This is a genomic window from Desulfosarcina alkanivorans, from assembly GCF_009688945.1.
GTDB classification, from domain to species: Bacteria; Desulfobacterota; Desulfobacteria; order Desulfobacterales; family Desulfosarcinaceae; genus Desulfosarcina; species Desulfosarcina alkanivorans.
In genome coordinates this window covers 717,835-741,936 of record NZ_AP021874.1, presented here as the reverse complement: position 1 = coordinate 741,936, position 24,102 = coordinate 717,835, and the positions used below count along the sequence as shown (strand labels likewise).

The following is a 24,102-nucleotide window of genomic DNA, read 5'->3' as shown; positions in this document are numbered from 1 at the left end:
CGGTTTCCAGACGGAGGCATACGCGTTGCTCAATTCAATGGAGAAAGCCCTTCATGTCGATCAGCCCTTCAAAGCGGAAAGAAAAACTGTATCTGGGCCTTAAATCAGGAAAAAATTTCGGGTGGGGCGTTTGCAGCGAGTACCTTATTTCAGAGCTCTCCAAACTCAGAGATATCCACATCCTTTCCGAGTCGGACGGATCGGCCGGAAATTCCAATCTCGAGGGGAAGGTTTTCCAGGCATTGACGGATGTCAATCTATACCCCCTTTACGAAAAAGCACGTGGCACCTCAAATTTCGCTTACACGTTTTTTGAAAATGAACTCACCGCCGATTCCAAAACAAATTCAGAGCGATACGACATGGTATTTGGCGGTTCGACCTGGTGCCGGGACCGGATGACCGAAGCCGGCATCGCCAATGCCGATGTCCTTCTCCAAGGCATCGACCCTCAGCGTTTTTTCCCCATCACAGACCTCAAACCTAAGGAATCGTACGTTATTTTCTCAGGCGGCAAATTCGAGTACCGCAAAGGCCAGGACCTGGTGCTGAAGGCGATTAAGGTGTTGATGGAAAAATATCGGGATATTCTTCTGGTAAACTGCTGGTTCAACCTGTGGCCCGAGTCGATGCGTATGATGCAGCTGTCTTCCCATATCCGATTCAACTATTCCTCGACGGCATCCTGGCAGGAGAATATGAAACGCCTATACACGGACAACGGCCTGGATGCGACGCGGATCATCACCCTCGACATCGCTCCCAACCATCAATTGAGAAACCTGTATGCCCAGACCGATATCGGCGTATTTCCGAATCGTTGCGAAGGCGGCACCAATCTCGTCATGATGGAATACATGGCATGCGCCAAACCGGTGATCGCGTCCAATACCAGTGGTCACATGGATGTCATCAACGAAAACAATTCGTTCTTACTCCAACGCATGCGCCCCCTCAACGTCGTCAATTCCAAACAGCAACGGATCGCCAGATGGGAGGAGCCATCTCTTGAAGAGCTGATCGAAACCATCGAAGTCGCCTACCATCACAGAGAAATTGCCGGTAGAAAAGGCCGCCGGGCAGGAAGGGATCTTGAAAAATTCACCTGGGAACGAATGGCACGGACATTACTGGAAAAAATAACATGACCCGCCCGGGACCAGAGGCAGTCTGACGGCCCTTAATGGCGCTTTAGCCGACCAGGTGCTGTTTCACCAGCTTCTCAAAAAGGCCCTCCAGTTCCCGGACCGATTCAAAATCGTCGAACAACACGGCAGATTTCGTTTCAAGAAGCTGCGATATCTTTTCTTTCCAGGGTTTGTCATTGGCAAGCCGAAGTGCCAGATCAACGTAATGGTCGTAATCGTCGGCGATACAGTCTTCGATCCCCATCATCCCGTAAAATCCGGCGGTCAGCCGGCCACGCATGAACGGGCTGGGCCACGTGACCACCGGAACGTTGTTGGCAAAGCACTCCAGAGAGGTGTTTCCGCCGCTGAAGTGAATGGTATCGAGCACGGCATCGACGATCGTGAACATGGAGATGAACTCCTCGCGCCCCAGCTGGGGTAAAAACACGATACGGTCGGAAACGTCGGCGTGATGTTTTTTGAAACGCCCGAGCCAGCGATTGCGCCAGTTGTGGTGGAGCCCGCCCAGCAGTACCAGATGGCCATCGGGGTCTTTTTTCAGGATCTTTCCCAGCAGGGCGTCGAATTCCGGATGGAATTTGAAGATACTCTGGAGGCAGGCGTAAAGACGGCCTCGCCTTGGCAACCCGTAGGTTTCCCGGTTCACCTGGGGGGTGTCAATCCTCGGCCGGCGATAGCAATACCCGGATCGCTTCAATCGAATCAGCGCCTCCGAATAGTGATCCTGAGCTTCCGGGGGTTCGAAAAAAGCGCATGAAATAAAATAATCTACATTGGGGATGCCCGATGTAACCGGAAACCCGCGTTTGATCTGAATCGGCGCAAGTCGTGAAAAAGCCAGAAAATAGGTGAAGGCATCCATCCCTATTTCCGGAAAAAACAGAATGTCCAGCATGCGGGATGCAACTTGTTCCCGTGCGTGGACCAGGTCCTGCGGAAGAATCACCACCTCGTCGACACTTCTGTCAATCGCCGTGGAAACATGATCCTGCTTCTCTGGAATTCGAAATACGATGACTTGAAATTTATCCCTTGGCAGATGTTCAATCACGCCCTCATATAGGTTTCCAATGGTGTGGTTATATAAGTATCTGGATAAAAACCCTATTTTTATTTTTTCCCCGGCCTGGCGGGTATTTTTGAGGGTCGGGGAGCTCCAAGCCAGCCCGGGGCTGCTCTTGAGGTAGAACCGGGCAATTTTCTCACGAATGCTGCGGTCGTTCAAGCCATGCAAGGCAAGGTTGTGGTTGGTATTGCGGATTTGAAGGTAAGGATCCTCGAGCCGATTGGGAGGACCTTCCAGCAGCCGGTCTACCCGCCGGATAAAATCGGTTCGTGAACGAATGATGTCATCGTTTGATTCATAAAACAGCGGCAGCAACATGGCACGTTTGACTTCAAGCCCGAAATCCCCTTTCTTTTTCAGAACTTCATCATAGCACGCCGCCGCCTTGTCCGGTTGTCCCGATTCCGCGTAAATGCATCCCAGGTTTTGCCAGGCCTCCAAAAAATCGGGCGCCTTGTCTATGGCTCGGCGATACTGGCCGATCGCGTCTTCCGTTTTTCCCAGCGCCTTGTATGCGTTTCCGATGCTGTTGTGCACCCGCAGCATTTCAGGATCCGCATCCAGTGCCTGCGAAAAGTAACGCATGGCGTCACCCGGATGGCCATCCCTCAAAACGGCAATCCCCAGATTATGCAGGCACTCCGGGTAAACCGGTCTAAGCGAAAGCGCACGCTGATAGCAGTCGATCGCCTGCCTTATCCGGCCGGATCGATCAAGCACATGTCCTTTGTTGTTGTAGATCCTGTGATTTTCAGGATCAAGGGCAAGGGCGCTGTCATATGCTGAAATGGCCTGTTCGAAGCGGCCGAGCCGGTCATACAGGTTTCCCAGATGAACATAGGCACCGGCCTGTTCGGGGTTTATTTCGATCAATTTTAAAAAGCTTGACTCCGCCGCTTGGTAATCACCTGTTTCCTGGCAGGCGAGGCCGAGGTTGTTCCATGCATCAGCCTCCTGCGGATGCAACCGAATCACTTCACGGTAGGCAGCGATGGCCTCACCGGTTTTCCCCGCACCCAGATAAGCATGTCCCATCCCCAGCAGAATTTCCGGTAAACCTGGATGGATCTCCAGCAGCTCGCCGAAAACCGCGATGGCGCGATGCCATTGCGATTGGTCGAGATAAAGACTGCCGAGTTCACGTCGGGATGGCAGATCATCCGGGTTTAACTGAATCGCCTGGCGATAACACGAGGCGGCGCGCTCCAGGTGGACTCCGCCCAGGGCTTTGAGCGCGTTGCCCATAAAGAAATGGCCTTGCGCAAATCCGGGTTTCAGGTCGACGACCATTTCGTAAGCACGAAGGGCCTGCTCGGTCTGGCCGGCTTCCATCAGGGTATGTCCCAGACCGAAATAGGCTTCCATAAAACCCCGATCCCTTTTAAGCGCTTCAAGGTAGCTCCTGTGGGCCTTTTCGTATCGCCCGGCCTGCCGGTATGCATTTCCCAGGTTGTTGTAAAAGGCGGGGGAAGACGCGTCCATCTCCACGGCCCGCTCGAGCAGCGAAATCGCGTGATCCGCATCTCCACGCTGAAAAGACACCACCCCGAGCAGATGAAGCGCATCGGGGTGGTCTGGCCAGCGGTCAAGGATCTCTGAATAGTGTTGCGCAGCCTTGCCCAACTCACCGTTTCGATGGCATGCAACGGCCATGGCCAATATCGGAGCGGCCTGTTCTTCATTTGTGAATGGTATGGCCATCAGCAGTCCACCATCTGGTTTAATCGGTTTCGGTTTCCTTGGATGTTCACATCCGGTCAAAGCACGGCTGCCGTTCCCGGTGATTGGTGATGGTCGTCCATTTTGGACATGCATTCACTGGCTTCGAAGTGCCAGGGTTCGATTTCCAGGACCCGGGAGTAAAACAACCTGGCGTCCTGGGGACGATCAAGGGCAAAGTTGATGTGCCCGGCCATCATCAGGGTCTCCGTGTCTTCCGGATCCTGTTTCAGGATGTCCAGCCCGATGCCAAGGGCTGCCGGGAAGTCGCCGGCCTGGATAAAGTAGAACTCGGCCAGATTCTTTTTGATGGTCAGGTTGTCGGGATCGCCCTGCCGGGCCTGCTCGTAATGATACAGCGCTTTTTCCGTATCTCCGGCCTGGTTGTACAGGACACCCAGATCATTGTGTCCGAGGGCAAAATCGGAATGGGCCTGAACCAATTGTTCCAGCACCTCGACCGCACGATCCCGCTCACCGGATCCGGCCAGTTCGCGGGCCTGCGCATACATTTCCTCGGCCGTTGCGGTCCTGACCGGCGCCCCCTGCTGCAGATGGGCCTTCAGTTTTTCGAGATTGTCGCGGGCATTGGCGTTTTCGGGATCCATGTCGAGAACCGACTGATAGCACTCAACGGCGAAATCAAACTGGTGCAGGGCCACCGCCAGGTTCCCGGCAATGGTATGCAGTTCCGGATTCTGCGGATCCATTTTGACCAGGCGCCGATAAATCTGTAAAGCCTTTTCAGTCTCTTCGCTTCGGGTAAAGTAGAAATCGGCCAGCATTTTGAGGTAGTCCGCCTGGTCAGGCGCCAGTGCCACCGATTCCTGCAGGTGGCTCAAGGCCCGGTCATCGTGCTGGTGCTTCAGGTACAGCATCGCCAGATCAAAATGCGCCTGGGCGTGTCCGGGAAAAGATTCGATCAGCTTTTCGTATGCCGACATGGCGGCGTCGTCCCATCCATTTTCCACCAGCGGCTGGATTTCATCGATCATGCGTTCTGCGGTTTTCATAGGCTGCATCTCCTTTGGATTATTGGCGCACAGTTTTCAATCGGGCCTGCCGGCATCCCCGGCATTGAACGAGATTGGCGGCTGCCCGCACATGTGCCGGCGCCAGATGAAACGGTATGCACGTTCAAGGTTTCTGGTGAAGCGACCGGTATCGAACAGCGGCATGCGTAAGCGGTTCTTCTCGAGACGCCCCTTGAGCCGCCCCAATTTTTCAGGATCGGCTGCCAGGGTGACCGCCAGCGTTTCGTATGCGGCCGTTGATTCGGCAACCAGATCGCCAAGTCCGACCGCATGCAACAGGCTTGCAGACACTCTCGAAGCAAAATGCGTACCAAGCATCGATATCACCGGTACACCTGCCCACAAGGCATCGCTGGTGGTGGTGTGCCCATTGACGGTTCGCGTATCGAGCGCCAGATCGGCAAGCCTGAGCCTTGCCAGGTGCCGCTTTTTCGATATTTTCCGGGCAAACACCAGGCGATTCGATGCAATGCCGCATTTCCGGGCCCGCTCCCTGAGTTCCCCGCCGGTGACATCAGCGGTCTCCAGCAGCCACATGACACTGTCAGGAACCTGACGCAGGATGGACATCCACACGTCGAAAAGCGCCGGCTCTATCTTATAGGGTTCGTTGAATGAACAAAACACACACCCGGCATCCGGCAATCCTGCATCCCGCCGGCTGACGGGCGCCGCAGAAATTTTTTGGAGCCGGTCGTTGACCTGATAGGAGTGCGGAAGCATTACCAGCTTTTCGGTAAACCAGGCGGCATGGCCGGGGGGGGTCACGACGGCATCGCTGATCATGTAGTCCATGAAGTCCGCACCGGAGGATCCCGGAAACCCCAGATAGGCCACCTGGATCGGTGCGGGCCGATACGCGCAGATCTCCATGCGGTTGCCTTCGGTGTGGCCTTTCAGTTCCACCAGGATGTCCACGCCGTCCCGGGCGATTCTCAGCGCGGCATCCCGATGGGTCAACGCCCGGATGTCGACGAAGCGGTCGCAGCCGGTTTCGATCCGCCTGCGGTAATCACTGCGATCATCGATACCGTATGAATAGGCATGTATTTTAAAACCGGACCGGTCGTGGGTTTGGAACAGGCTGGCCATGAGATGGGCGGTTGCATGGTTTTTGAAATCACCGGAGAGGTAGCCGATGCAGATCCGGTCGTCCGAATGCCCTCCGGCGTCAGTCCGGTCCTGTTCAGGGCCCCGGACCGGTTGAAAGTGGCTGAAGGCGCGACGGCACCAGGACCGGGATACGGCCAGATTATAACGCGGATCATCGGAGATGGAAAAGGCCAGAAACGGCATCACCCCGGCATTGACCCCCTTGCCGATCGGTTCGTCCGTCAGTGACCGCAATTGCCGCACGGCATCGGCCAGATCCGCCCACATACATCCGTGTTGAAGCTGCCGGATGAGGTACGCATGGGCGCGGATGTGGTCGGGCCTGAGCGAAAGGGTCTTGCGGTAACACGAGATGGCCGGGAGAATCTGTTTTTGCCGGCCGAAAACATGGCCGAGGTTGTAGTAGGCGTCTGCAAAATCCGGTTTGAGCCGGATGGCCTGCCGGTACCATCGAACGGCCTCATCGTATTTTCCCGACAGCTTGCAGAGAATCCCGAGGTTGTTGCAGGCACCGGCGTGGTCCGGCTGCAGCCGAAGACATTGCCGGTAGCAGCGCCGGGCGGCGTCAAGCTGGCCCAGGTCCATGTGCACGGTTCCCAGGTCGTTGTGTGCCGATGGGAGATCGGGCGCGATGGCCAACGCCCGGCGATAGCAGCGTATGGCTTCCGAAAAATTTTTCTGAGCATGCCTGGCATTCCCCATGGCCGCATGGATCCGGGCCGACTCCGGTGCCATTTGCAATATCTTTTCGTATGCGGCGACCGCTTGCCCATAATCCCCCGAACGCGTCAGGGCATCGGCCAGGTTATGCAGGGCGTCCATATATACCGGATTGGCCAAGAGGGCATTTTGGAAGGCGGATATTGCCCGGCCCGTCTGTCCGGAGGCGCCCAGGACGATTCCCATGTTGTTGTGGGCTTCGGCGAACCCGGGAGACAGGGCAACGGCGGTCGCGTAGCTGCTGAGGGCCTCCTGGTGATCCCCGTTTTGATAGCAGGCATTGCCGAGTCCGAAATGGGCTTCGCCATAATCGGGCTGCAGGCGGATGGCGTGTCGGTAATGGCCGGCCGCCTCTCCTGCCCTGCCGGCCTCCAGGCAGGCGTTGCCCAGGTTGTTGTGGTAATCCGCACAGGTATCGTCACGTTCGATGGCCTTCTCGATCAAGTTGATGGCCGCATCGCAACGGCCCTGCTGGTACGCCGCCACGCCCATCAGGTGAAGCGCCTGTGCATTGTCCGGTTCGATCGCCAGTATCCGCAGATAGAGCTGACTGGCCGCTTCGATCTCTCCGCCCTGATGAAAGGCGACCGCCCGTTTGAGGTTATGCTGAATGTCACATCCCTGCATGACGCCCGACCCCTGTCGATCAAGGTTAAAAAGTGCGTGATCCAATGATCCGGAAGTCATCATTCCGACGTCATTGGCCATATTATTGACGAAATTGACCCGGTATCGCCCGCAAACGGCTCCACCAGCGGATAAAGCAATCACCATACCGGAATGGGTGGAACAGGAGGGAACCGGCAAGCCGATCGAGGGTGGGAAAATGGAGGGATTGAAAAAGACCGGTGACTATCGACGGGCGGTCGCCAGCAGGCCAACATCCCGGCAGACCCTTGCCAGCAGAGCGGTCCAGTCACCTTGTCTGTCCTGTCGATAGAGCCGGGCCGTGGGATACCATGGGCTGTCCGTACGTTGGGTCAGCCATCGAAAGTCCGGGCTTTTGGGCAATAGGATCCATGTGGGCTTTCCCATGGCACCGGCCAGATGGGCCACGGCGGTGTCCACCGAAATCACCAGGTCCAGCTGGTGAATCGCTGCAGCGGTGTCTGAAAAGTCCTGGAACGAATCTCCCAGCAGACACATACCCATGGTATCGGCCAGGGACCGGTCCGCCTCGGACACCTCTTTCTGGAGTCCGAAGAGCCGAACCCCCTGAAGACGGGAAACGCTTTCGAAGTCGGCCAGCCGGCAGGAACGCGCCCTGTCTTTGTCGTAATCGGGGTTTCCGGTCCACACGATTCCGACCCGGAGGCCATGGGGATCGATACGTGACCGCCACAGCCGTTCTTTTTCTCGGTCGGCAAAAAGGTAGGGCACGTCGGCCGGAATGGTATCCACAAGGGTGCCCAGTCGGGCCGGAACACTCATCAGGGGAACATAAAGATCGAATGCCTCGCCGGGAATCAGGCCGTCTGAAGTGCAGGTCAGCCGGTCCACCCCCGGAAACGACCGCAGCAGGTCGCGCAACGGCGCGTAGGTTTCAAAAATGACCCGCCCGCCCGACCGCTTCACCAGAGGCAGGAAACGAACGAATTGCAGGATATCGCCGAATCCCTGCTCGCTCTGCACCAGCAGGGTTTTTCCCCTGAACGCGCCGCCATCCCATAAGGGCCGCTTCCCCAGATAAGGGTAATCGCCGTGACTCGTTTTCAATTTCATGCGCGCCTCATAGGCGCGCCATCCGCTGGCATAGTCGCCGCGCAGGAGAAGCGACAGGGCCAGGCTGAACCGTGCCTCGGCATAGGACGGATCGATTTCCAGTGCCTTTTGGGTGACCGTCAGGGATTGCTGCAGATCGCCCTTATCCCTGAGCACACAGCCCAGAAAATAATAGGGTTTGACGGCCTGCGGCTTCAGCCGGATCGCCTTGCGATAACACGGGGCGGCCTCGGCCGGCTGATCCAGTTTGGCGAAAAGGTTCCCCAGGTTGATATACGGTTCGGGAGAATCGGGCTTGAATTGAATGGCCTGCCGATAGTGGTCCATGGCCTGGGCGTATTGCTCCCGTTCACCGAGACAGAAACCGAGCTTGAAATGGGCCACCGCCAGATCCGGTGCCATCGTCAATGCCTGCCGATACTGCGCCATGGCGGCCGGCAGCTTGCCGGCGTCCCTGAACAGGTCACCGATCCGGATAAGGATGTCCGGACGGTCGGGCTTCAGCGCCCGGATTTTCTCCAGGTGTCCGGCCGCTGCCTCCCAATCGCCTTTTTTTGCATGGACCTCCGCCAGGTTGTGATACGCCTCGATGAAATCGGGGAGAATTTTCAGCGCGGCGTTAAAACAGGCGATGGCCGCCGGCCAATCACCACGGGCCTTGTAAATGGCCCCCAGGTTATTGTGGGCCTCGGCCACCCCGGGGTTGATGTCGACAACCCGCCGGTAGTCGGACGCGGCGGCGTCGAGATTGCCGTGTTCCTGTTCGATCACCCCGCACCTGAAATGGGCTTCCCAGTGGTCCGGGTCATTGTCGATGGCCCTGCGGAAACAGGCCAGCGCCGCTCGCATGTCGCCCTCCGCCTGCAGCGCAATCCCCAGGTCACAGGCGTAGGTGCTGTTTTGCGGAGCCAGATGAATGGCGTTTCGCAGCAGCCGGACAGCCGTTTTAATGCGGCCGCCGGCATATGCCAGGCGCGCGGACAGATGAATGGCATCGATGTGTTTCGGATTTTCGCTCAGCACGCTGCTGCATAGCGCTCCGGCAGCGTCCGCATTGCCATTTTGCAGCAAGGTTTCGGCACGTGCCAACACTGCCGCCCCGCGGTCCTGATGTCGATCCATCATGGCAACCTGTTCTCAACCCGTATTGGGTTCATGGCTTTACCCGGCCGCAATGCACCATTTCCGTCACCATACCGGCATTGCGTTGCCGGGAAAATGGCAGAAAAAACTGTTCCGGAGAATCCGCAACCACAATAATTCATATTATTCCAAGTGGTTTTCGTTGTCCCTGTCCAATATACGACCTTTTTCGGAACCGAATAAACAGAGGCCGCCGTTATTTTAAGCAATGGCCATACCAAAAAAGGCCATGCATGAATGCACGGCCTTTCCGGAATACCTGTCTGCTCGTTATCGGCACTACATGATGCCGATCCAATCCAGATCGAACCGGGCCAGGGCCATCGAACAGCATCCATCCGCAGATGAAGGGATGCCGGCCATGCCGGGCGTGGTTTTATACATCAGTAAAACAGTCCCGTCCCGGCCCACGGTCATGGCTGAGTAGTCAAACCAGGCACCCCATGGGGTGACCTCTTTTTTCACGGGCCATGTTCTGCCCCCGTCCAGACTCGCATGCACCACCCCATGCTCGCGGTATTCACCGGTGGTATCCGGGTTGGCGAACAGGAGTATATCGCGCCCTCCGCACAACGCCGGCGGGTAGCGCAGCAGGCTGGCATTGCAGCCCTGGTCCATTTCCCGCAACCGGCTGTCCGGCGGCGTTTCCATGAAACGGGCGCCGCCGTCATGGCTGACGGCGGTTTTGCGCTGATGGTCCCCCCAGTAGGCCCTGGCATTGACATACAGATCTCCGTTCATGCGTTCCGCCAGACAGGCCTCGCCGGTCCCCTGCAAAAAGTAATTGGAGCTGCGGATGGTGGCCCCGTGGTCGTCGCTGTACAGCACCATGCTGTAACATTTTTGCCGGCGGTCCGGAATGGACAGGTCATTGTACCCGTCCGTGGATACGATGGTGCGTGCCGGCCACAGGATGCGGCCCCGGTGCGCACCATATCCTTTGACCATGCCGGGGGCGGAGCCATGGGTAGCGCCCCTTTCGGCGCCGGCCACATCGTGAACGACCGGCGACCAGTCCTGCCATGTATCGCCATGGTCGGCACTTTGCAGCCACCCGCCCCCGCACATCAGCAGCACCCGGCCATCATGCGGGTCGACCACAGCCGATCCCATGTGATATTTGGCCCCCGGCTTCCGTCTCAGATGGACCAGGTCCCCCCATGTCTGCCCATGATCCCGGCTTTTTTTCATGACGATGTGGCACTCGCCGGTGTCGTCGCACGGCGACCGCCAGCGTTCTTCGCAAAAGGCCAGGACACTGCCATCGGGGGCGACCACCAGGGAGGGTACATGGTAAAAAGCATGATTTTTTTGTGCTATGATTATTTGGCGATGAAACATGCTCCCCGATATCCTAACAACAAACGCGTTGAAAGTATTCGATGGTTTTCATCAGGCCTGTTTCCAGCGACACACTTGGCTCCCATTGTAATTTGTTCTTTGCCAGTCCGATGCAGGGCTGTCTAATGGAACGGTGACATCATGCCGCATCAGTTCGAAGCACGGATGTCCGAGAAGGTCTCGGATGTTCTCCTTGGCGCCTTTATAGAAATTGTCGACGCACAGAACGTCATGGCCATCAGCGATCAGCCGGCCGCAGAAATATGCAAGCCTATGTATCCGGCACCTCCGACGATCATGACAGTTTTCATTGATCCCATCTTCCTGCCGGAAGCCCGGGGATTTTCATACCCGTCGAGACAGCCGCTGTTTTCCTGTTTGACGCGGTTTGAATCAATACCGTTCCCGAAACTGCCGGTACAAATCGGTCAAAATGTCCTCTAAAGTATAGCTGTAATCCCATCCAGGGAAATCCTTTTGAAATTTCCTGACATCGCTGATCCACCAGATATGATCTCCGTTACGATGCTGATCCTCATAGGAAAATCGGATTTTTTGGCCGGTGATCGCCTCACAAAGCCTGATGGCTTCGAGAATCGAACAGTTCGCGTGGCGCCCTCCCCCGGCATTGTATACTTCTCCCGGCCGGGGGGACCGGTAAAAGTGCCAGAACATATTGGCCAGGTCGAAGCTGTGAACATTGTCCCGGACCTGCTTACCCTTATATCCATAAATGGTGTAGTGCGCACCAGTGACAGCGCATTTCATGAGATATGCCAGGAAACCGTGGAGCCGGGTGCCGCTGTGAGCCGGTCCCGTCAGGCATCCTCCACGAAAGCAGCCCGTTTTCATATTGAAATACCGGCCATACTCCTGGACCATGATGTCGGCCGCCAGTTTGGAGGCGCCGAAAACACTGTGTTTGTTCTGGTCGATCCCCATGGACTCATCGATCCCGTATTCCGCATACGGATGGCCGGCATCGATCTCGAAACGGCTTTCCTTTTCCACCAGGGGCAGGTGGTTGGGCAGATCCCCATAGACCTTGTTCGTGGACGTATAAATGAATACGGCATCCGGGCAGAATTTCCGGGTCGCTTCCAGCAGGTTCAGGGTGCCGTTCGCATTGATCGTAAAATCCATGGAAGGATCCCCGGCGGCCCAGTCATGGGAGGGCTGCGCCGCAGCGTGAATCACCAGTCTGATGTCGTTCTGGTATTCTCCTAAAATTCTTTCCAGGGCGGAAACGTCCCGAATGTCCTCTTCGTGATGCACATGGGAGGGAATTTCTTCTCCTATCCGTTTCACATTCCATGAAACGGAGGCATCATCCCCGAAAAAAACGGCCCGCATATTGTTGTCGATGCCGACGGTCTGCATTCCTTTGGCCGAAAAAAAACGGACGCATTCCGACCCCACAAGCCCCGCGGAACCCGTCACGAGACAAATATCCATATCGTCTTACCCCTTCCTCCTGCCGGCGAAATGATCACGGGCCTTCTTCACCAGGGAGCGGGATTCGTCCAGAAGCCTGTTCCAGCTTGACGGCGCATGAACGTCCACGGACCGCTGCCGATGGTCCCGAACCGAATAGAGCACTTTCGGGACATGCCGGAATCTTGCCCCGCCCATGGCAAAACGGAGGTAGCATTCGTGATCATTCGCCAGAAATGCTTCATCATAATAGCCGAACCGGTCGTGCAGACTTTTCCGGTAAATCTTCGAAACACCGCAAAGGTACCAGTCGCAAAAGGATTTTTTAAAACTGTACGCCGGGAGTCTGAATTCCCTCAGAATGCGCCCCGCGTCGTCGAAAACCACCATATCCGAGTAGGCGAAATCGACATTCCCCGTTTCCAACACCTCGACGAGGGTGGAAACCATGCCGGGGTGAAGAAGATCATCCGAGGCGACATAGGTGCAGTACGCTCCCGTGCACATGTCAAACCCCCGGTTGTAGGTGCGTGTGGAACCCAGGTTGGTTTCGTTGTGAAAAACCTTGAGTTCCCGCCCCTTCTGGGGGTAGCGGTGATGAACGGTTCGTTCGATCTCGTTGCTCCCTTCATTCCAGAAGGATGCGTATGAAGCGGTTTCATGGATTACGGCCGCCCGGTAGGCGTCCAGAATATCCCGGGTCCCGTCGGTGGAGGCATCGTTCACGACAATGATTTCGATATTGGCATAGTCCTGAAAAAAAACCGAATCGAGGCATGCGGCCAGGTACTTTCCCTGGTTGTATGTCGGTATGATCACAGATACTTTCGGGTTGTCCACGTTAGTTGTTTCCTCTCTCATACGCTTACCGTTTCCGTTCAAATGCCAACTTTTCAAAAAGCAGGTGGTAGCGTCTGGCGCTTTCAAGAATGTCAAAATTCCGGATGGCCGTTTCCCGGGCTTCCCTGGAAAGCCTTTTCAGCCGGCCCGTACTTTCAAGGGCCCATTGTATTCCCCGGGCCAGGTCCGTTGCATCCGAAGCCCGGGCCAGATACCCGTTTTTGCCGTGGAGAACCATCTCCGCCATGCCGCCGACGTCGAAGGCTACCGTCGGTGTTCCGCAGGCAAGCGCCTCGATAACGGTGTTGGCCAGATTTTCTTCGGTGGGGGGGGTCACATAAACATCAGCTGCGGCATACATCTGGGCCAGCAGCCGTTCGTCCCGGATAAATCCCAGGTACCGGGTCTCGAAATGAAAGGTCAGTCCTGTCTCGGGGATCTCCGCACCGAACACCAGCACCTGCAGCGGCGTTTCCGGTGCCCGGTTTTTTATGATTTCGAGGGCATGGCTCAAGAACCGGGCCCCCTTCCTCGGATCCGTCAATGCATGGGCGCCGCCGAAAAGAACCACCTTTTTGTCCCTGTCGAGTCCCAGCAGTTTTCTGACGGCGGTTTTGGGCGCTGGCCTGAAAACGTCAAGGTCAACGCCATTGGGAATGACCTCGACGGGAACAGGTCCCAGAATCCTGCTCTCCCCCGCCAGACCGGCAAGCCACCGACTCGGCGTCACGATGGTCAGGTCCATCTTCCCGATGCTGTCACGCTTCCGGCGCCAGTTCCATCGGCTCAGGTCCGACGCCCTGTCGCTCTCCAACATGGGGCATGCGCCGCAGGTATCCCGGAATTTCCGGCAGCCGTCGCTGTAGTGACACACACCGGTAAAGGGCCACATATCGTGAAGCGTCCAGACAACGGGCTGCCTTATACGGCCTATCATCCCGAGGTTCAAAAACCCGGCGTTGATCCAGTGCAGGTTGATCACCTGCGGGGCCAGTTTCCGGAGAACACGCCCATGCCTCCCGGGGAGCCAGTTGATGGAGTAGGGAACCTGCCGCCGCCTTGGATAGAGGGTACGCAACGCCTGCTGGTCGATCAGGGAGCGAAGGCCCACCATCGCGTTCCGAAAACGCCCCCGGGGCGGGGTCACGACGTTCGGATATTCCCCCAGTTTCTCCTGGACCAGCATCTTCGCAGCAACGCCGTTCCGGTTCAGGCCCTTGAGAAGCCGGAAGGCCGCGATGGCTGCCCCTCCCAGCGTATCATAGGTGTTGATGAGCAGCGGCGTCATGCCCGCCGATGATCCGAAATCTGTCGAACCGCCTTTTCGATCCAGAATCGATGGGCGGCAAGCTGTGGTTTCAAAGCAGCGTCCGTGCCGTTCTCGATATTATCGATGGTGACGCCTGCGAAATGGATAAAGACCAAGGGCCACTCCCCGTTGATCCATATCCGGCCATCCTTATCCTCCCGCCAGAGAAAATCAGCGTTCCACTGGGCCACGTTGCACCCCAAATGCTTGAGAATCTTCACGCCTTCGAAATAAACGGGAAAGGCGTCCAGATACCGCTGGTCCACGAAAAAGCCGTTCCCATAATCGAATTCGCAGCGATGCAGGCAGGCCCGGTGCCACCAGTTCAGGGCGTCCAGGCCCTCTACACTGGCCCCCAGAAAACCGGCATTATAAAGGCCGTCCCTGAAATTGCAGAAAAACTGCGTTTCGTTGACCTCCGGATCGAGGGGCCGCCAGTGGGGCGTCAGCAGCAGGGAATGGGATTCCAGTTCATCGAAGAGGAACTGGAAATCATCGAAAAAGCACATGTCGTTGTCGAGGTACAGCAGGGAGCGGATGTCGCCCGATTGGAGCAGGTGCGCCATGAGGCGAGATTTCGAAGTCCACCGGAGCCGGTCCCTGTCCCCTGGCAGTTTTTCAAAATCCGTCTCCCGGTAGATATCGTCAAGGGCATAAAAAACAAGTTCGCCGTTTTCAACCGGAAGCGACCGGCCGATGTCTTCCAGGTCCCGGCGCCGCTCCGACACGAGGCAGTGCAGCCTGACAGGACGAAAGGCCGCCATGGAGTAAAGGAGGGCCAGTGTATGGTCCACATAATCCGGCGTGCTGACCGTGCATACATTCAGCATGACGGATCACCGGTCCTGCGGGCCGGCCGTATCCGCCGGCAGTCACGAATTGATTTCATGTTTTTCCGTAAGGGCCATTATCCGCTGTTTCGCTTCCGCGTGGTGCGGCATCCGATTGAGGCATTCCCCATAATGGTGAAGGGCCGGACCGGCCTCGCCGCGTTCCTCGGCCATCTGGCCCAGATGGTGGTGGGCCTTGCTCCGGTATAGATCCGGCATGAGGGTGGCGGTTTCGGCCACCCCTTGAAAAAGCCTGAGTGCCCTGCCCAGACGTCCCGACTCCCGGTCGTGGACCGCCATGAGGTAGAGCAGGTATGCGTTCATGGTGCTGGACAGCGCCCCGGACCAGGGCTCACGGATCCGCCTCCCGAAATCCTCCAGGTAAATGCCCCGCCGGCTGGCCAGCATCGCCATGTCCCGTTTCGAAATCTCATCCAGAAAGGGATCCAGATCCCCGGACCGGGAAAGATGGTAACACTGCCGGAGCGTTTCCATAAGACCGGCCAGCCGCTTTTGCATCGGCGACGGGGATTGGGTCCCGGACGCCGCCGGGCCGTGAAAAACGTCCCAGTCGTGGAGCAGAAAGGCAGCCTCGTCGTAGCAGACGGCAACAGGTTCGGAAACGCCGGCTGACGGCGGACGAACGGCGGGAAGCGGATCGAAAACGATGCCCTGCTCCGGACCCGAATTCCCCAGGGCCGCTCCGCCACGCCCCGTCTCTTCCCCCAAACCGGCCGCGGAAAAGGGATTTTTCTTCGTGTTTCGGATCATCCGCGTCTGCCAGCGGTCAATCTGTTTCAGCCGGTCCTCTCCCTGCAACCACAGGAAAATCGGCGTGGGCTCCGCCCCGGCGATATCGGAGGAAGAAGCCGTCCGGGTAAAAAGCACCGCGTTCCCCTGCCGGGCATCCAACGCGGAGAACCAGGCCCCGGGGGAAGCTGTGAAGACGACGTTGTTGGCGAGGTAGAGAAGTTTTTTCCCGGCGAAACGGGTGCAGCAGTGGCGGATGAAGAAGGGGACGGCGATTTTCCGGAATCCGGTATCGTCTCCCTCGTGCCGCTGCCGCTGCTTGGCCAGGCGACGGCATTGGAGCGATTCCCAGGAAAGGATGTGAAAATTGGGAACGGCCAATCCCTCCAGAAAGTTTCGGCTCTCACGATCGGCGCAGCCCACAAGGATCCGGGGCTGTGTTTTGGTGTGCGCCTTCAGGGACTCCCACTGGATCAGAAAATGGGGAAGCTCAAGGAAATTGACCACCGCGCACCATGCGAAAGCATCTTCGGATGCCTTGAGAAGGATACGAGGAGAATCCTCCCGTAAGCCTTCCGGGGCTTCCTCTTCGAGCAGATGCCACCGGTTTTCGGCCATCTCCCGGTCCGCCCGCTCGAGATACATGCGGTACCGCTCCAGATAGGGCAGCAGCGCCGCGTCATCACCCTGTTCGATTTTCCGGATCGTAAGCCCCGTAAAATGGATGAACACCACCGGCCAGTTATCCACAAAGGCCATGCCGTCCAGGGACACACGGGGCAACTGCTCGGCATTCCACTCGGCCACGTTGCAGCCCTTGTGCTTCAACACCTCAACGCCCTCGAAGTAAACGGGAAGAAAATCGAGGTATTTCTGGTCGACGAAAAAACCCTCCGCCACCCGTTTTTCACAGCGGTAGCGGCAAACGCCCTCCCACCACCGAAGCGCCTCGACACCCCTTTTGGCGGCGCCGACAAAGCCGCCGTTGTAGAGCCCGTGCTGCAGGTTGCACTGGAACTGAACCTCATTCAGGCCCGGATCGATGGGGCGCCAATGGGGCGCCAGCAGGATGGCACGGGTTCGAAGTGCATCGAACAGGAATCCGATATCATCGAAAAAGCAGACATCGCTGTCGGCAAAGATAACGGCATCATGGTTTTTCTCTTCGAGCAGATTCCGCATGAGGGTCGGTTTCAACGCCCACCGAAGGCTGTCTTCATCCGCAAGGTGAAACGCGCCACTGGCGATGTCCTGCCGGGTCAGCAGATGGAACCCTGAAGGAAGCCGGTCCGCCAGGCCTTCCACAAGGCGGGGAGACCAGTGGTTGTCCGCCACCAGGGCGTAGAAGTCGCATACGGTGTGCTCCCGGATTGAATAATAGAGGGCCAGGGCCAGGTGAAGATAGTCCGAGGATATCACCGTGCACACGGCCCGTTTTCCGTTTTCCTTTCGGCCGCGCCTTTCCGGTGAAGCCATGGGGGTTCCGTCCATCATCGACATATAAAGTTCGTTGTAGTGTCCCGCGATCTTCTCCCATCGGAAGCGCGATTCGGCAAGCGCCCGGGCGGCGGCTCCCATTTGGGTTCTTTTAATGTCATCCTGTTTCAGATCCTGCAATGCCTGAGCGAAGGCGTCCACATCCCCGGCGGGGCAGAAGCTTGCGCACCCATCGGTCAGGTAATAGCGCGTCCCGGGAATATCCGATGTGACGACCGGGAGACCGGAGGCGATGCCCTCCAGCAGGACGTTGTTGGCGGTGCAGTCCCGGAGGGGCAGAAACAGGAGATCGGCATCCTGATACTGCCTTAAAAGCTCGTCGTCGCTGATCCGGTCGAGAAGTCGGGTATTCGGGAGTTTCAGCAGGCGGTTAAAAGCGCCGGGATCGATGGCGCCGTTGTCCCGGCCGGCTGCCAGCCCCACGAGTGTAAACTGGATGTCATCCCGACCGTAAAAAGCGGAGGCGACACCGGAGATCACTTCGAAATCCCGGAGCCAGAACCCCACCGTCAGGCATTGCAGGGGACGCGATGCATGCGGGCGTTTTCCGGGGGGGATGTAGAAATCGGTGTCGACCCCATGGGGAATGCAGGCGATATGGGCGTCGGGGAGTAATGTCTGAAAAAAGGGGCGCTGGGATTCGGAGAGAATCACCAGGCGGTCCAGGGCCTCCAGCTGCCTGCCGTCACCCAGGAAACGCCCCCGCCGAAGGATCCGCTCCGGCTGATGATAGGTTGCCACAATCCGGCAGCTGCCGCTTTGGCCAAGACGGTCCGAAAAATAATAGCCATGCTCCCCGTCTAGAAAATGGACAATATCCAGGCGGCCTTCGGAAACCGCGGCCTGAACCCGGCATTCGGTCTCCTGGTCCCCGGAAGAATACCAGGGCGGAATCTGCGAATAGACGGCATGCTCCGCGCCGGGTCTCCGGTGCGCCGGCGAATCCTCCGTCACGAACTCCACAATGTCGAAGCAGCCGGTTTTCCGAAGATACTCACCAAGCAGTCCGTACCCGCTTCGGGAGGACCAGTGCCCATAACGGGTTCGAACAATACCGAGCCGGATGCGATTCGTCATGGGCAAAGCCCGCCCATCCTGTCGAGGAAAGCGGAAAACTGCAGGACGGTATTTTCCGGGCTGCAATGGCGGACGATCTTCTCCGCCGCCCGGCACGCCATCAGCCGCCGCCGTTGGCAATCAGAAAACAGATCTTTCAGAAGGCCGGCCGCCGCTTCGGTATCACCGGCTTCGAAAAACAGCGCCTCTTTTCCGGGCGCCAGAAAATCGCTCCCGCTGTTGGTGCGTGTCACCAGGGGCACCAGCCCGTAATGCATCGCCTGGACAAGGGAGGTGGAAAGGCCCTCGAATTCGGAGAAGCTCAGGTACACGTCCGTATTTTCCATGAGCCGAAACAGCCGATCCGGAGCCAGGTATCCGTGAAATATCACCGTCTCATCGGAAACCAGGGAAGAAAGCCGCTTGCGGAGCCCTTCCGAAAGGGATCCCGACCCGGCGATATGAAGCCTGAAAGGAACCCCCAGCCGCTTCAGGGATTCGGCAAAGGGCGCCAGATCCCCGGCCCTTTTCTGATATGATTCCAGCCTGCCCGCGTACAGAATTCCGATCCTTCCGGAAGCCTTCGCAACACAGATCTTGCGCCCCAGGACATCGCCGTCCCCACGGGGGGGCATAAACGAATACCGCGCCAGGGAGGTGTTTTCGGGATGAACACCGATAGTCCCTACAACATGCTCCCGGCAGGCCTCGCTGACACAGATCACATGGGAAAGGTCTGCCTTGCGGTTTTCAACCCGGTTGTAATGATCGGGGTCGTCGCTGTGGCAGATATACACATCTTTCCAACCGGAACCATGGGCATTGCTGCGGGCTCGCCCGCTTAAATCCATACCGAGATCGGAGTAGTGGTGAATCACGATGTCGGGCTGAATCTCCTGGAACAGGCTTTCCGCTCGCGTCCGCATAAGGGCCTGCTCCGTCTGGAGGCGATGGATTTGGCCGGCCAGGGCATCAAAAAACCGGGCATTCCAAGGGCAGGAACCGTCATCCAGCACAAGGGTGTGAACCCGGTGCCCCAAATTCTCCAGCGCCCGGGCCATACTGCCCCAGTAGGCATTCACCCCCGACAGATAGAACCGGTTATCCAGGATGCCGAGTATCCTCAACCGCCCTTCCTCAGCAGCCAAGATCGGTAGACAGGGCAGGATCCATTGCGGCACATTCTGGGAAAACGATGCTCCCAAAGCGCCTTTCGAAGTGCCTGGGCCTTGGCGGAATTCCATGCCGCATTAAAGTCGCCGTCCGAAACGTTCCCCAGTTCCGCCTCGGGTCCCCAGGCGTGGCAACAGGGATACAGGGCCCCGGATGCCAGGATAACCGAACGGCCGGTCCATGGTTTCAGACAGATCGGCTCCTTTCCCAAAACCGGAACAGCCTCGGGATGGTGGGAGGCATGTATTTCCGTCGGTCCGTCGTCCGCTTTCCCCTCCACCAGGGGATAGGGCTCCGGAAGCCAGCAGAGAATGCCACGTTTCCGGGCTTCCGTTTCTAAGTCACGGACGAGTTCATTATATTCCGCCTTGAAATTCCAGGAGCCCTGGGCCTGGTAATCGAACGCGAACTCCCCCCGGCGGCATTGCCAGTCCCCCGAGTCGTGGAGCCTGTAGAAAGAAACCCGGTCGAACCCCGCCGCGTCCACCATCTCTAAAAATTCCATGGCCTCGGACCGGTTCTCCCCCATGATGATGAAGGCGGCGGTGGTGTGGGTGGGGCACCAGACCCGGGATCGATACGCCGGTTTTCGCCTCACAATATCCACCAGGGTCTGCGCATGGTCCCATACCTTTTCGAAACGCCCTCCCCTCAGCTTCGCGTAGGTGGCAGGCCGGGCCGCGTCCAGGGAGATGGCGATGTTGAGATGGGCCTTGTAGTCTTCCAGGGCGTCGATCTGCCCTGCGGTCAGACGGCTGGCATTGGTGTTCAGGGAGAGGGTAACGCCGTGGCGGCTGCACAGTTCCAGAATCGGTACGAAATCCCGGTCCAGAAAGAACTCCGAGTTTTCGTGAAAGGCCGCCTCCCGGACATGGGGAATCAGCCCCATCATCATCCGCCGCATGGCCGCAGAAAACCGGCGCACCTTCACGGGATGGCCGATCCGGTGCTCCCCGCAGAACACGCAGGTCAGGTTGCAGACGTTCGAAAGGCCGAACTGGAGATCATCCGGAAGGGGCGCAACCAGCGGATATGGATTGGGGTGTTCTTTTTCGTGCTTCGGGAAATTCATTTGACAATTATTCACTATTCTCCACAATCCAATTGATTGAGGACGCTCTGGAAGGATTTAAATTGTTTTGTGCCGTTCCGGAATGGCATATAAAACTGTTTCTGCGAATTCTGGATGATAATGGCCGATTCTGAAGTGGTATCCACCAAATTGATGGATGAATTTGGGAATGTCATAAAAATCTGAAAGCTTGTGATAGATACAAACGGCCATGGAAGGCCGGTAGCGGTCGATAGTCTCTTGCGCTCCCTTTAATGCCTGCATTTCCGCACCTTCGATATCCATCTTGATGAAATCAAGACCTTCGATATTGCGCTCTTGAGCGAAAGCGTCGACGGAAGTCGCATCTATACTTATTCGTTTCCATGATGCCATCTCCGCATTCGTCGGTTTTTCGGATGAACTTTGGCAAATTGATCTGCCCATATGCTCTGGATCAACGTATATGTCCAACTTTTCCGGCTTCGACCATAAGGCGAGGGGAAACAACGAAATATTTTGTTGCGATTGCAAATATTCCCAGTGTGGTCCTCCCTTGATGATTTGCCAATCAGGCTCAAAACCGAACAATCGGCTTCCCGGCGGCATCCGTTTTGAGAATTTCTTCAAATGATAGCCCCAATGAGTTCCTGCATCGATAGCGGTGTTGATTTGAGAAAAATCTATAAACTCTTCATATTGTTTTAAATTATGACCACTTTCCTTATTTTGGTAGTACGATTCAAAAACCTGTGCATCTCGATTTAAGTAGCCGGCAAAACAGGATAACAACAACTCACGATCAGATTCGAAGGGAAACATGGGAAGGATATCGTCAAGTTCTAAAAGGGTTGCATTGGCAATGCGATAATTTTCAATCCCCAAATCCTTCAGAATTTTTTCAATTTCTTGGGAAAAGCATGAAGCAATGATGATCAAACTGCAATTGTATTCCTCCTGATACGTTTTGATCATTCTTGGATTAACGACTTCAATATCGTCAACAACTCCGTGTTTGTATGAATCGATGAAAAAAGATACCGATACATCTTTTCTTTTCTGGTGAAGATATTCTTTAAATTCGATTCCGGCGCTTCCTGCGCCAAAAATCGCTAAATTGGCATTTTCCTGTATATCATGTATCGTATTTAAGAATTTGCCCATACTCTTTCTCCATAATTACATTTTGCAAAAGAGTGCCATCCATAACCATATGATTATATGCTGCGAGATGCCCACCTATCACCGGTAATGGGCAATGAACGTTCTACTCGATGATACATAACAGTATTTCCCGGCCAAAATAATTGAAAAAAACGAAATAGCGAAATTTCATAACGTCTTGGCATTCTTGGGAGGCCACCAGATCAATTTTACTTCAACAAATTCAATGAGCTTTCCAGAACCCTTTCCACATCGACATTCAAGTCATCATACACGTTCCTCGGAATGCTGCGCTCCTCTTCAATGCAAATAAATTTTTCATGATCAAGTAAATACAAAAATCCGGGTTTCACCCCTTTTGGGGGAGACGCAATCCAGTTGTATGCGTGAATGTTTGAATAATCTCCCCTGGGATGCAATGTAACGCAGGGCTTATTAAAAATGCTCGGCCACCAGAACCCTGAACCTATGGGCCCGACGCACAGGGAAGAGTTTGCTATTTCGTCCAGTAGCACTGTCAGTTCCGGATTGAACAGCACCCTAAGCCCTTCAGATGTGCCAGCTGTCTCCTCCAACCTTCTGGTCTCCTCCGTCGCAGTCACAAATACTCCATGGATAACTATTTCGATGTCAGGGAGAATTCTTCTGATCTTTTTGGCGTATTCTATTGTATTTTCGACGACTGGGCCCCATTTTCGATTATTAAACCTGTGCAGAAGAATAACAGACCTGTTTTTATCAGATCTGGCCTGCAGGCTCCCATTTGACAAATCAGCCAGCCCATTCAGTATCTTTTGGGTGCTGATTCTGGTATTCCTGTCTTTCGCCCAGGGCTCGGGCATCAGTAAATTATCGAAATTGATATTGGAACGATTTAAAAATTTCACCATCGAATCAATTTCACCAGGAAACTCGACAACTTTTTCAAGAAATTCCATAGGGATAAGAGAGATCAGCTTTCTAAACCACAAGAAATCTCTAGCCATATACACTCTTATTTTTCTGGCAATTTGGTTCCTTTTCAGCAGTTCACAGAATTCTATGATTCCAGCCAAATCCTCAAATATTACATGTCCTGGATTATTGTTGTATCTCCCAAAAACAATTGTTGTTGTATCTTTTACGGCATAATTGGAATCCGTTTCAACGGGCTCTGCATTTTTCTTATTTCCACAATCCAGCACCTTCAAATTCAGCTCATGGATAATTTGGTTTTCCATGTACAAATGGGCCCTCAACAAATGATTGAATTTTTTTGGCCTGCGTTTTAAGCATTTGCTTATTATAAAGATCCGCTGCCCATCCATATCCACCAGAGAACTTAAGGGCTCATTTATTTTTCTGTATGGTTGGATATAATAGAAGAACCCACAACATAAATATTCGTAAAATTCATATTCTCCTGTAAGAATTCCTCTACTGAGAAAATTTGTTTCTTTCCCACATTTTGGACAAGGCAGAAGCAGTTTTCCTGTATTCAGATATTGCTTTTGCACCGGATCCCGCAGTAAGGGGGACGGTAAAAGCCCTGTTTTGCCGTCTTCCTGAGCACTAATCGTTTTTAAACTATCAGTCCCACGGTTTCCCCACAACTGAGCCCCTCCCAAACCATTTCCACTTTCACCATAGGTCCCGGCCGTACACTCTACGGCTTCAAACTGTTTCACCCTGGGCTGCCTCAGATATTGGTTAAGCATTTCTATTTCCCAAGGCCGGATATTATGGTCTTTTGAAAGGTCAAAGCATGGTATCAGCGGCAATGAAGGCGGCAACAGTTCACTAAATTCATCGAAACCGAACTTACTCGAAATTCTGTCTCTTACGTTCCGATACAGTTCCAAAGCGTTCTCATTGGTATCTTTTTTTGAATAGCAAAGTACTTTTTCTTTTTCGCAAATTTGTACTTTTTCAATCGCCTCGCCTTTTTCAACAATTTTATTGAATATATAATTACTGATAAACATTATAAAAAGGCCCCCGCGCCTATCG

General features: G+C 55.5%; 16 protein-coding genes. 2 read left to right on the top strand and 14 right to left on the bottom strand.

Annotated features, from left to right (window positions below; genetic code table 11):
- The first annotated feature begins 53 nt into the window (after positions 1-53).
- Positions 54-1,148, top strand: coding sequence for a glycosyltransferase family 4 protein (locus DSCA_RS03335; protein WP_155315079.1), 1,095 nt, complete (start codon positions 54-56; stop codon positions 1,146-1,148).
- Positions 1,149-1,191: 43 nt separating this feature from the next.
- Here DSCA_RS03335 and DSCA_RS03330 read toward each other — a convergent pair whose 3' ends face one another.
- The 5 genes from DSCA_RS03330 to DSCA_RS03310 form a co-directional block, all read right to left on the bottom strand.
- Positions 1,192-3,918, bottom strand: coding sequence for a tetratricopeptide repeat protein (locus tag DSCA_RS03330; protein ID WP_167527578.1), 2,727 nt, complete (start codon positions 3,916-3,918; stop codon positions 1,192-1,194).
- A gap of 56 nt (positions 3,919-3,974) precedes the next feature.
- Positions 3,975-4,949 (bottom strand): tetratricopeptide repeat protein, encoded by a 975-nt coding sequence (locus tag DSCA_RS03325; RefSeq protein WP_167527577.1) that lies wholly within the window; start codon positions 4,947-4,949, stop codon positions 3,975-3,977.
- A gap of 36 nt (positions 4,950-4,985) precedes the next feature.
- The gene (locus DSCA_RS03320) at positions 4,986-7,430 is read right to left on the bottom strand and encodes a tetratricopeptide repeat protein (RefSeq protein WP_167527576.1); all 2,445 of its coding nucleotides are present in this window, start codon (positions 7,428-7,430) and stop codon (positions 4,986-4,988) included.
- A 225-nt stretch (positions 7,431-7,655) separates the two neighbouring features.
- Positions 7,656-9,650: a tetratricopeptide repeat protein gene (locus DSCA_RS03315; protein ID WP_155315075.1), complete on the bottom strand. Its 1,995-nt coding sequence runs from the start codon at positions 9,648-9,650 to the stop codon at positions 7,656-7,658.
- Between the two features lie 297 nt (positions 9,651-9,947).
- Positions 9,948-11,009: a sialidase family protein gene (locus tag DSCA_RS03310; RefSeq protein ID WP_155315074.1), complete on the bottom strand. Its 1,062-nt coding sequence runs from the start codon at positions 11,007-11,009 to the stop codon at positions 9,948-9,950.
- Between the two features lie 141 nt (positions 11,010-11,150).
- Here DSCA_RS03310 and DSCA_RS03305 point away from each other — a divergent pair, with 141 nt between their 5' ends.
- Positions 11,151-11,453, top strand: a complete 303-nt coding sequence (locus DSCA_RS03305; protein ID WP_155315073.1) for a hypothetical protein — start codon at positions 11,151-11,153, stop codon at positions 11,451-11,453.
- Here the strand turns inward: DSCA_RS03305 and DSCA_RS03300 are convergent.
- From DSCA_RS03300 to DSCA_RS03260, 9 genes are all read right to left on the bottom strand, one after another.
- Positions 11,403-12,464, bottom strand: a complete 1,062-nt coding sequence (locus tag DSCA_RS03300) for an NAD-dependent epimerase/dehydratase family protein (RefSeq protein ID WP_155315072.1) — start codon at positions 12,462-12,464, stop codon at positions 11,403-11,405. The two genes, DSCA_RS03305 and DSCA_RS03300, sit on opposite strands and share 51 nt — an antisense overlap.
- 6 nt (positions 12,465-12,470) lie before the next feature.
- Entirely contained in the window at positions 12,471-13,283 is an 813-nt protein-coding gene (locus DSCA_RS03295; RefSeq protein ID WP_155315071.1) for a glycosyltransferase family 2 protein, read from the bottom strand.
- 25 nt (positions 13,284-13,308) lie between these two features.
- Entirely contained in the window at positions 13,309-14,571 is a 1,263-nt protein-coding gene (locus tag DSCA_RS03290) for a glycosyltransferase family 4 protein (protein ID WP_155315070.1), read from the bottom strand.
- Positions 14,568-15,422: a hypothetical protein gene (locus DSCA_RS03285; protein ID WP_155315069.1), complete on the bottom strand. Its 855-nt coding sequence runs from the start codon at positions 15,420-15,422 to the stop codon at positions 14,568-14,570. The genes DSCA_RS03290 and DSCA_RS03285 overlap by 4 nt, the downstream gene beginning before the upstream one ends.
- A gap of 42 nt (positions 15,423-15,464) precedes the next feature.
- Positions 15,465-18,746, bottom strand: a complete 3,282-nt coding sequence (locus DSCA_RS03280) for a glycosyltransferase family 4 protein (protein WP_155315068.1) — start codon at positions 18,744-18,746, stop codon at positions 15,465-15,467.
- Positions 18,743-19,852 carry a glycosyltransferase family 4 protein gene (locus DSCA_RS03275; protein WP_167527574.1) on the bottom strand — a complete coding sequence of 370 codons (1,110 nt, stop codon included), beginning with the start codon at positions 19,850-19,852 and terminating at the stop codon, positions 18,743-18,745. Before DSCA_RS03275 ends, DSCA_RS03280 begins: the two co-directional genes overlap by 4 nt.
- Entirely contained in the window at positions 19,849-20,970 is a 1,122-nt protein-coding gene (locus DSCA_RS03270) for a radical SAM/SPASM domain-containing protein (protein ID WP_155315066.1), read from the bottom strand. The genes DSCA_RS03275 and DSCA_RS03270 overlap by 4 nt, the downstream gene beginning before the upstream one ends.
- A gap of 57 nt (positions 20,971-21,027) precedes the next feature.
- Complete coding sequence (locus DSCA_RS03265) at positions 21,028-22,113, bottom strand: FkbM family methyltransferase (protein ID WP_155315065.1); 1,086 nt, start codon at positions 22,111-22,113, stop codon at positions 21,028-21,030.
- A 209-nt stretch (positions 22,114-22,322) separates the two neighbouring features.
- Positions 22,323-24,077 carry a hypothetical protein gene (locus DSCA_RS03260; RefSeq protein ID WP_155315064.1) on the bottom strand — a complete coding sequence of 585 codons (1,755 nt, stop codon included), beginning with the start codon at positions 24,075-24,077 and terminating at the stop codon, positions 22,323-22,325.
- Positions 24,078-24,102 lie beyond the last annotated feature (25 nt).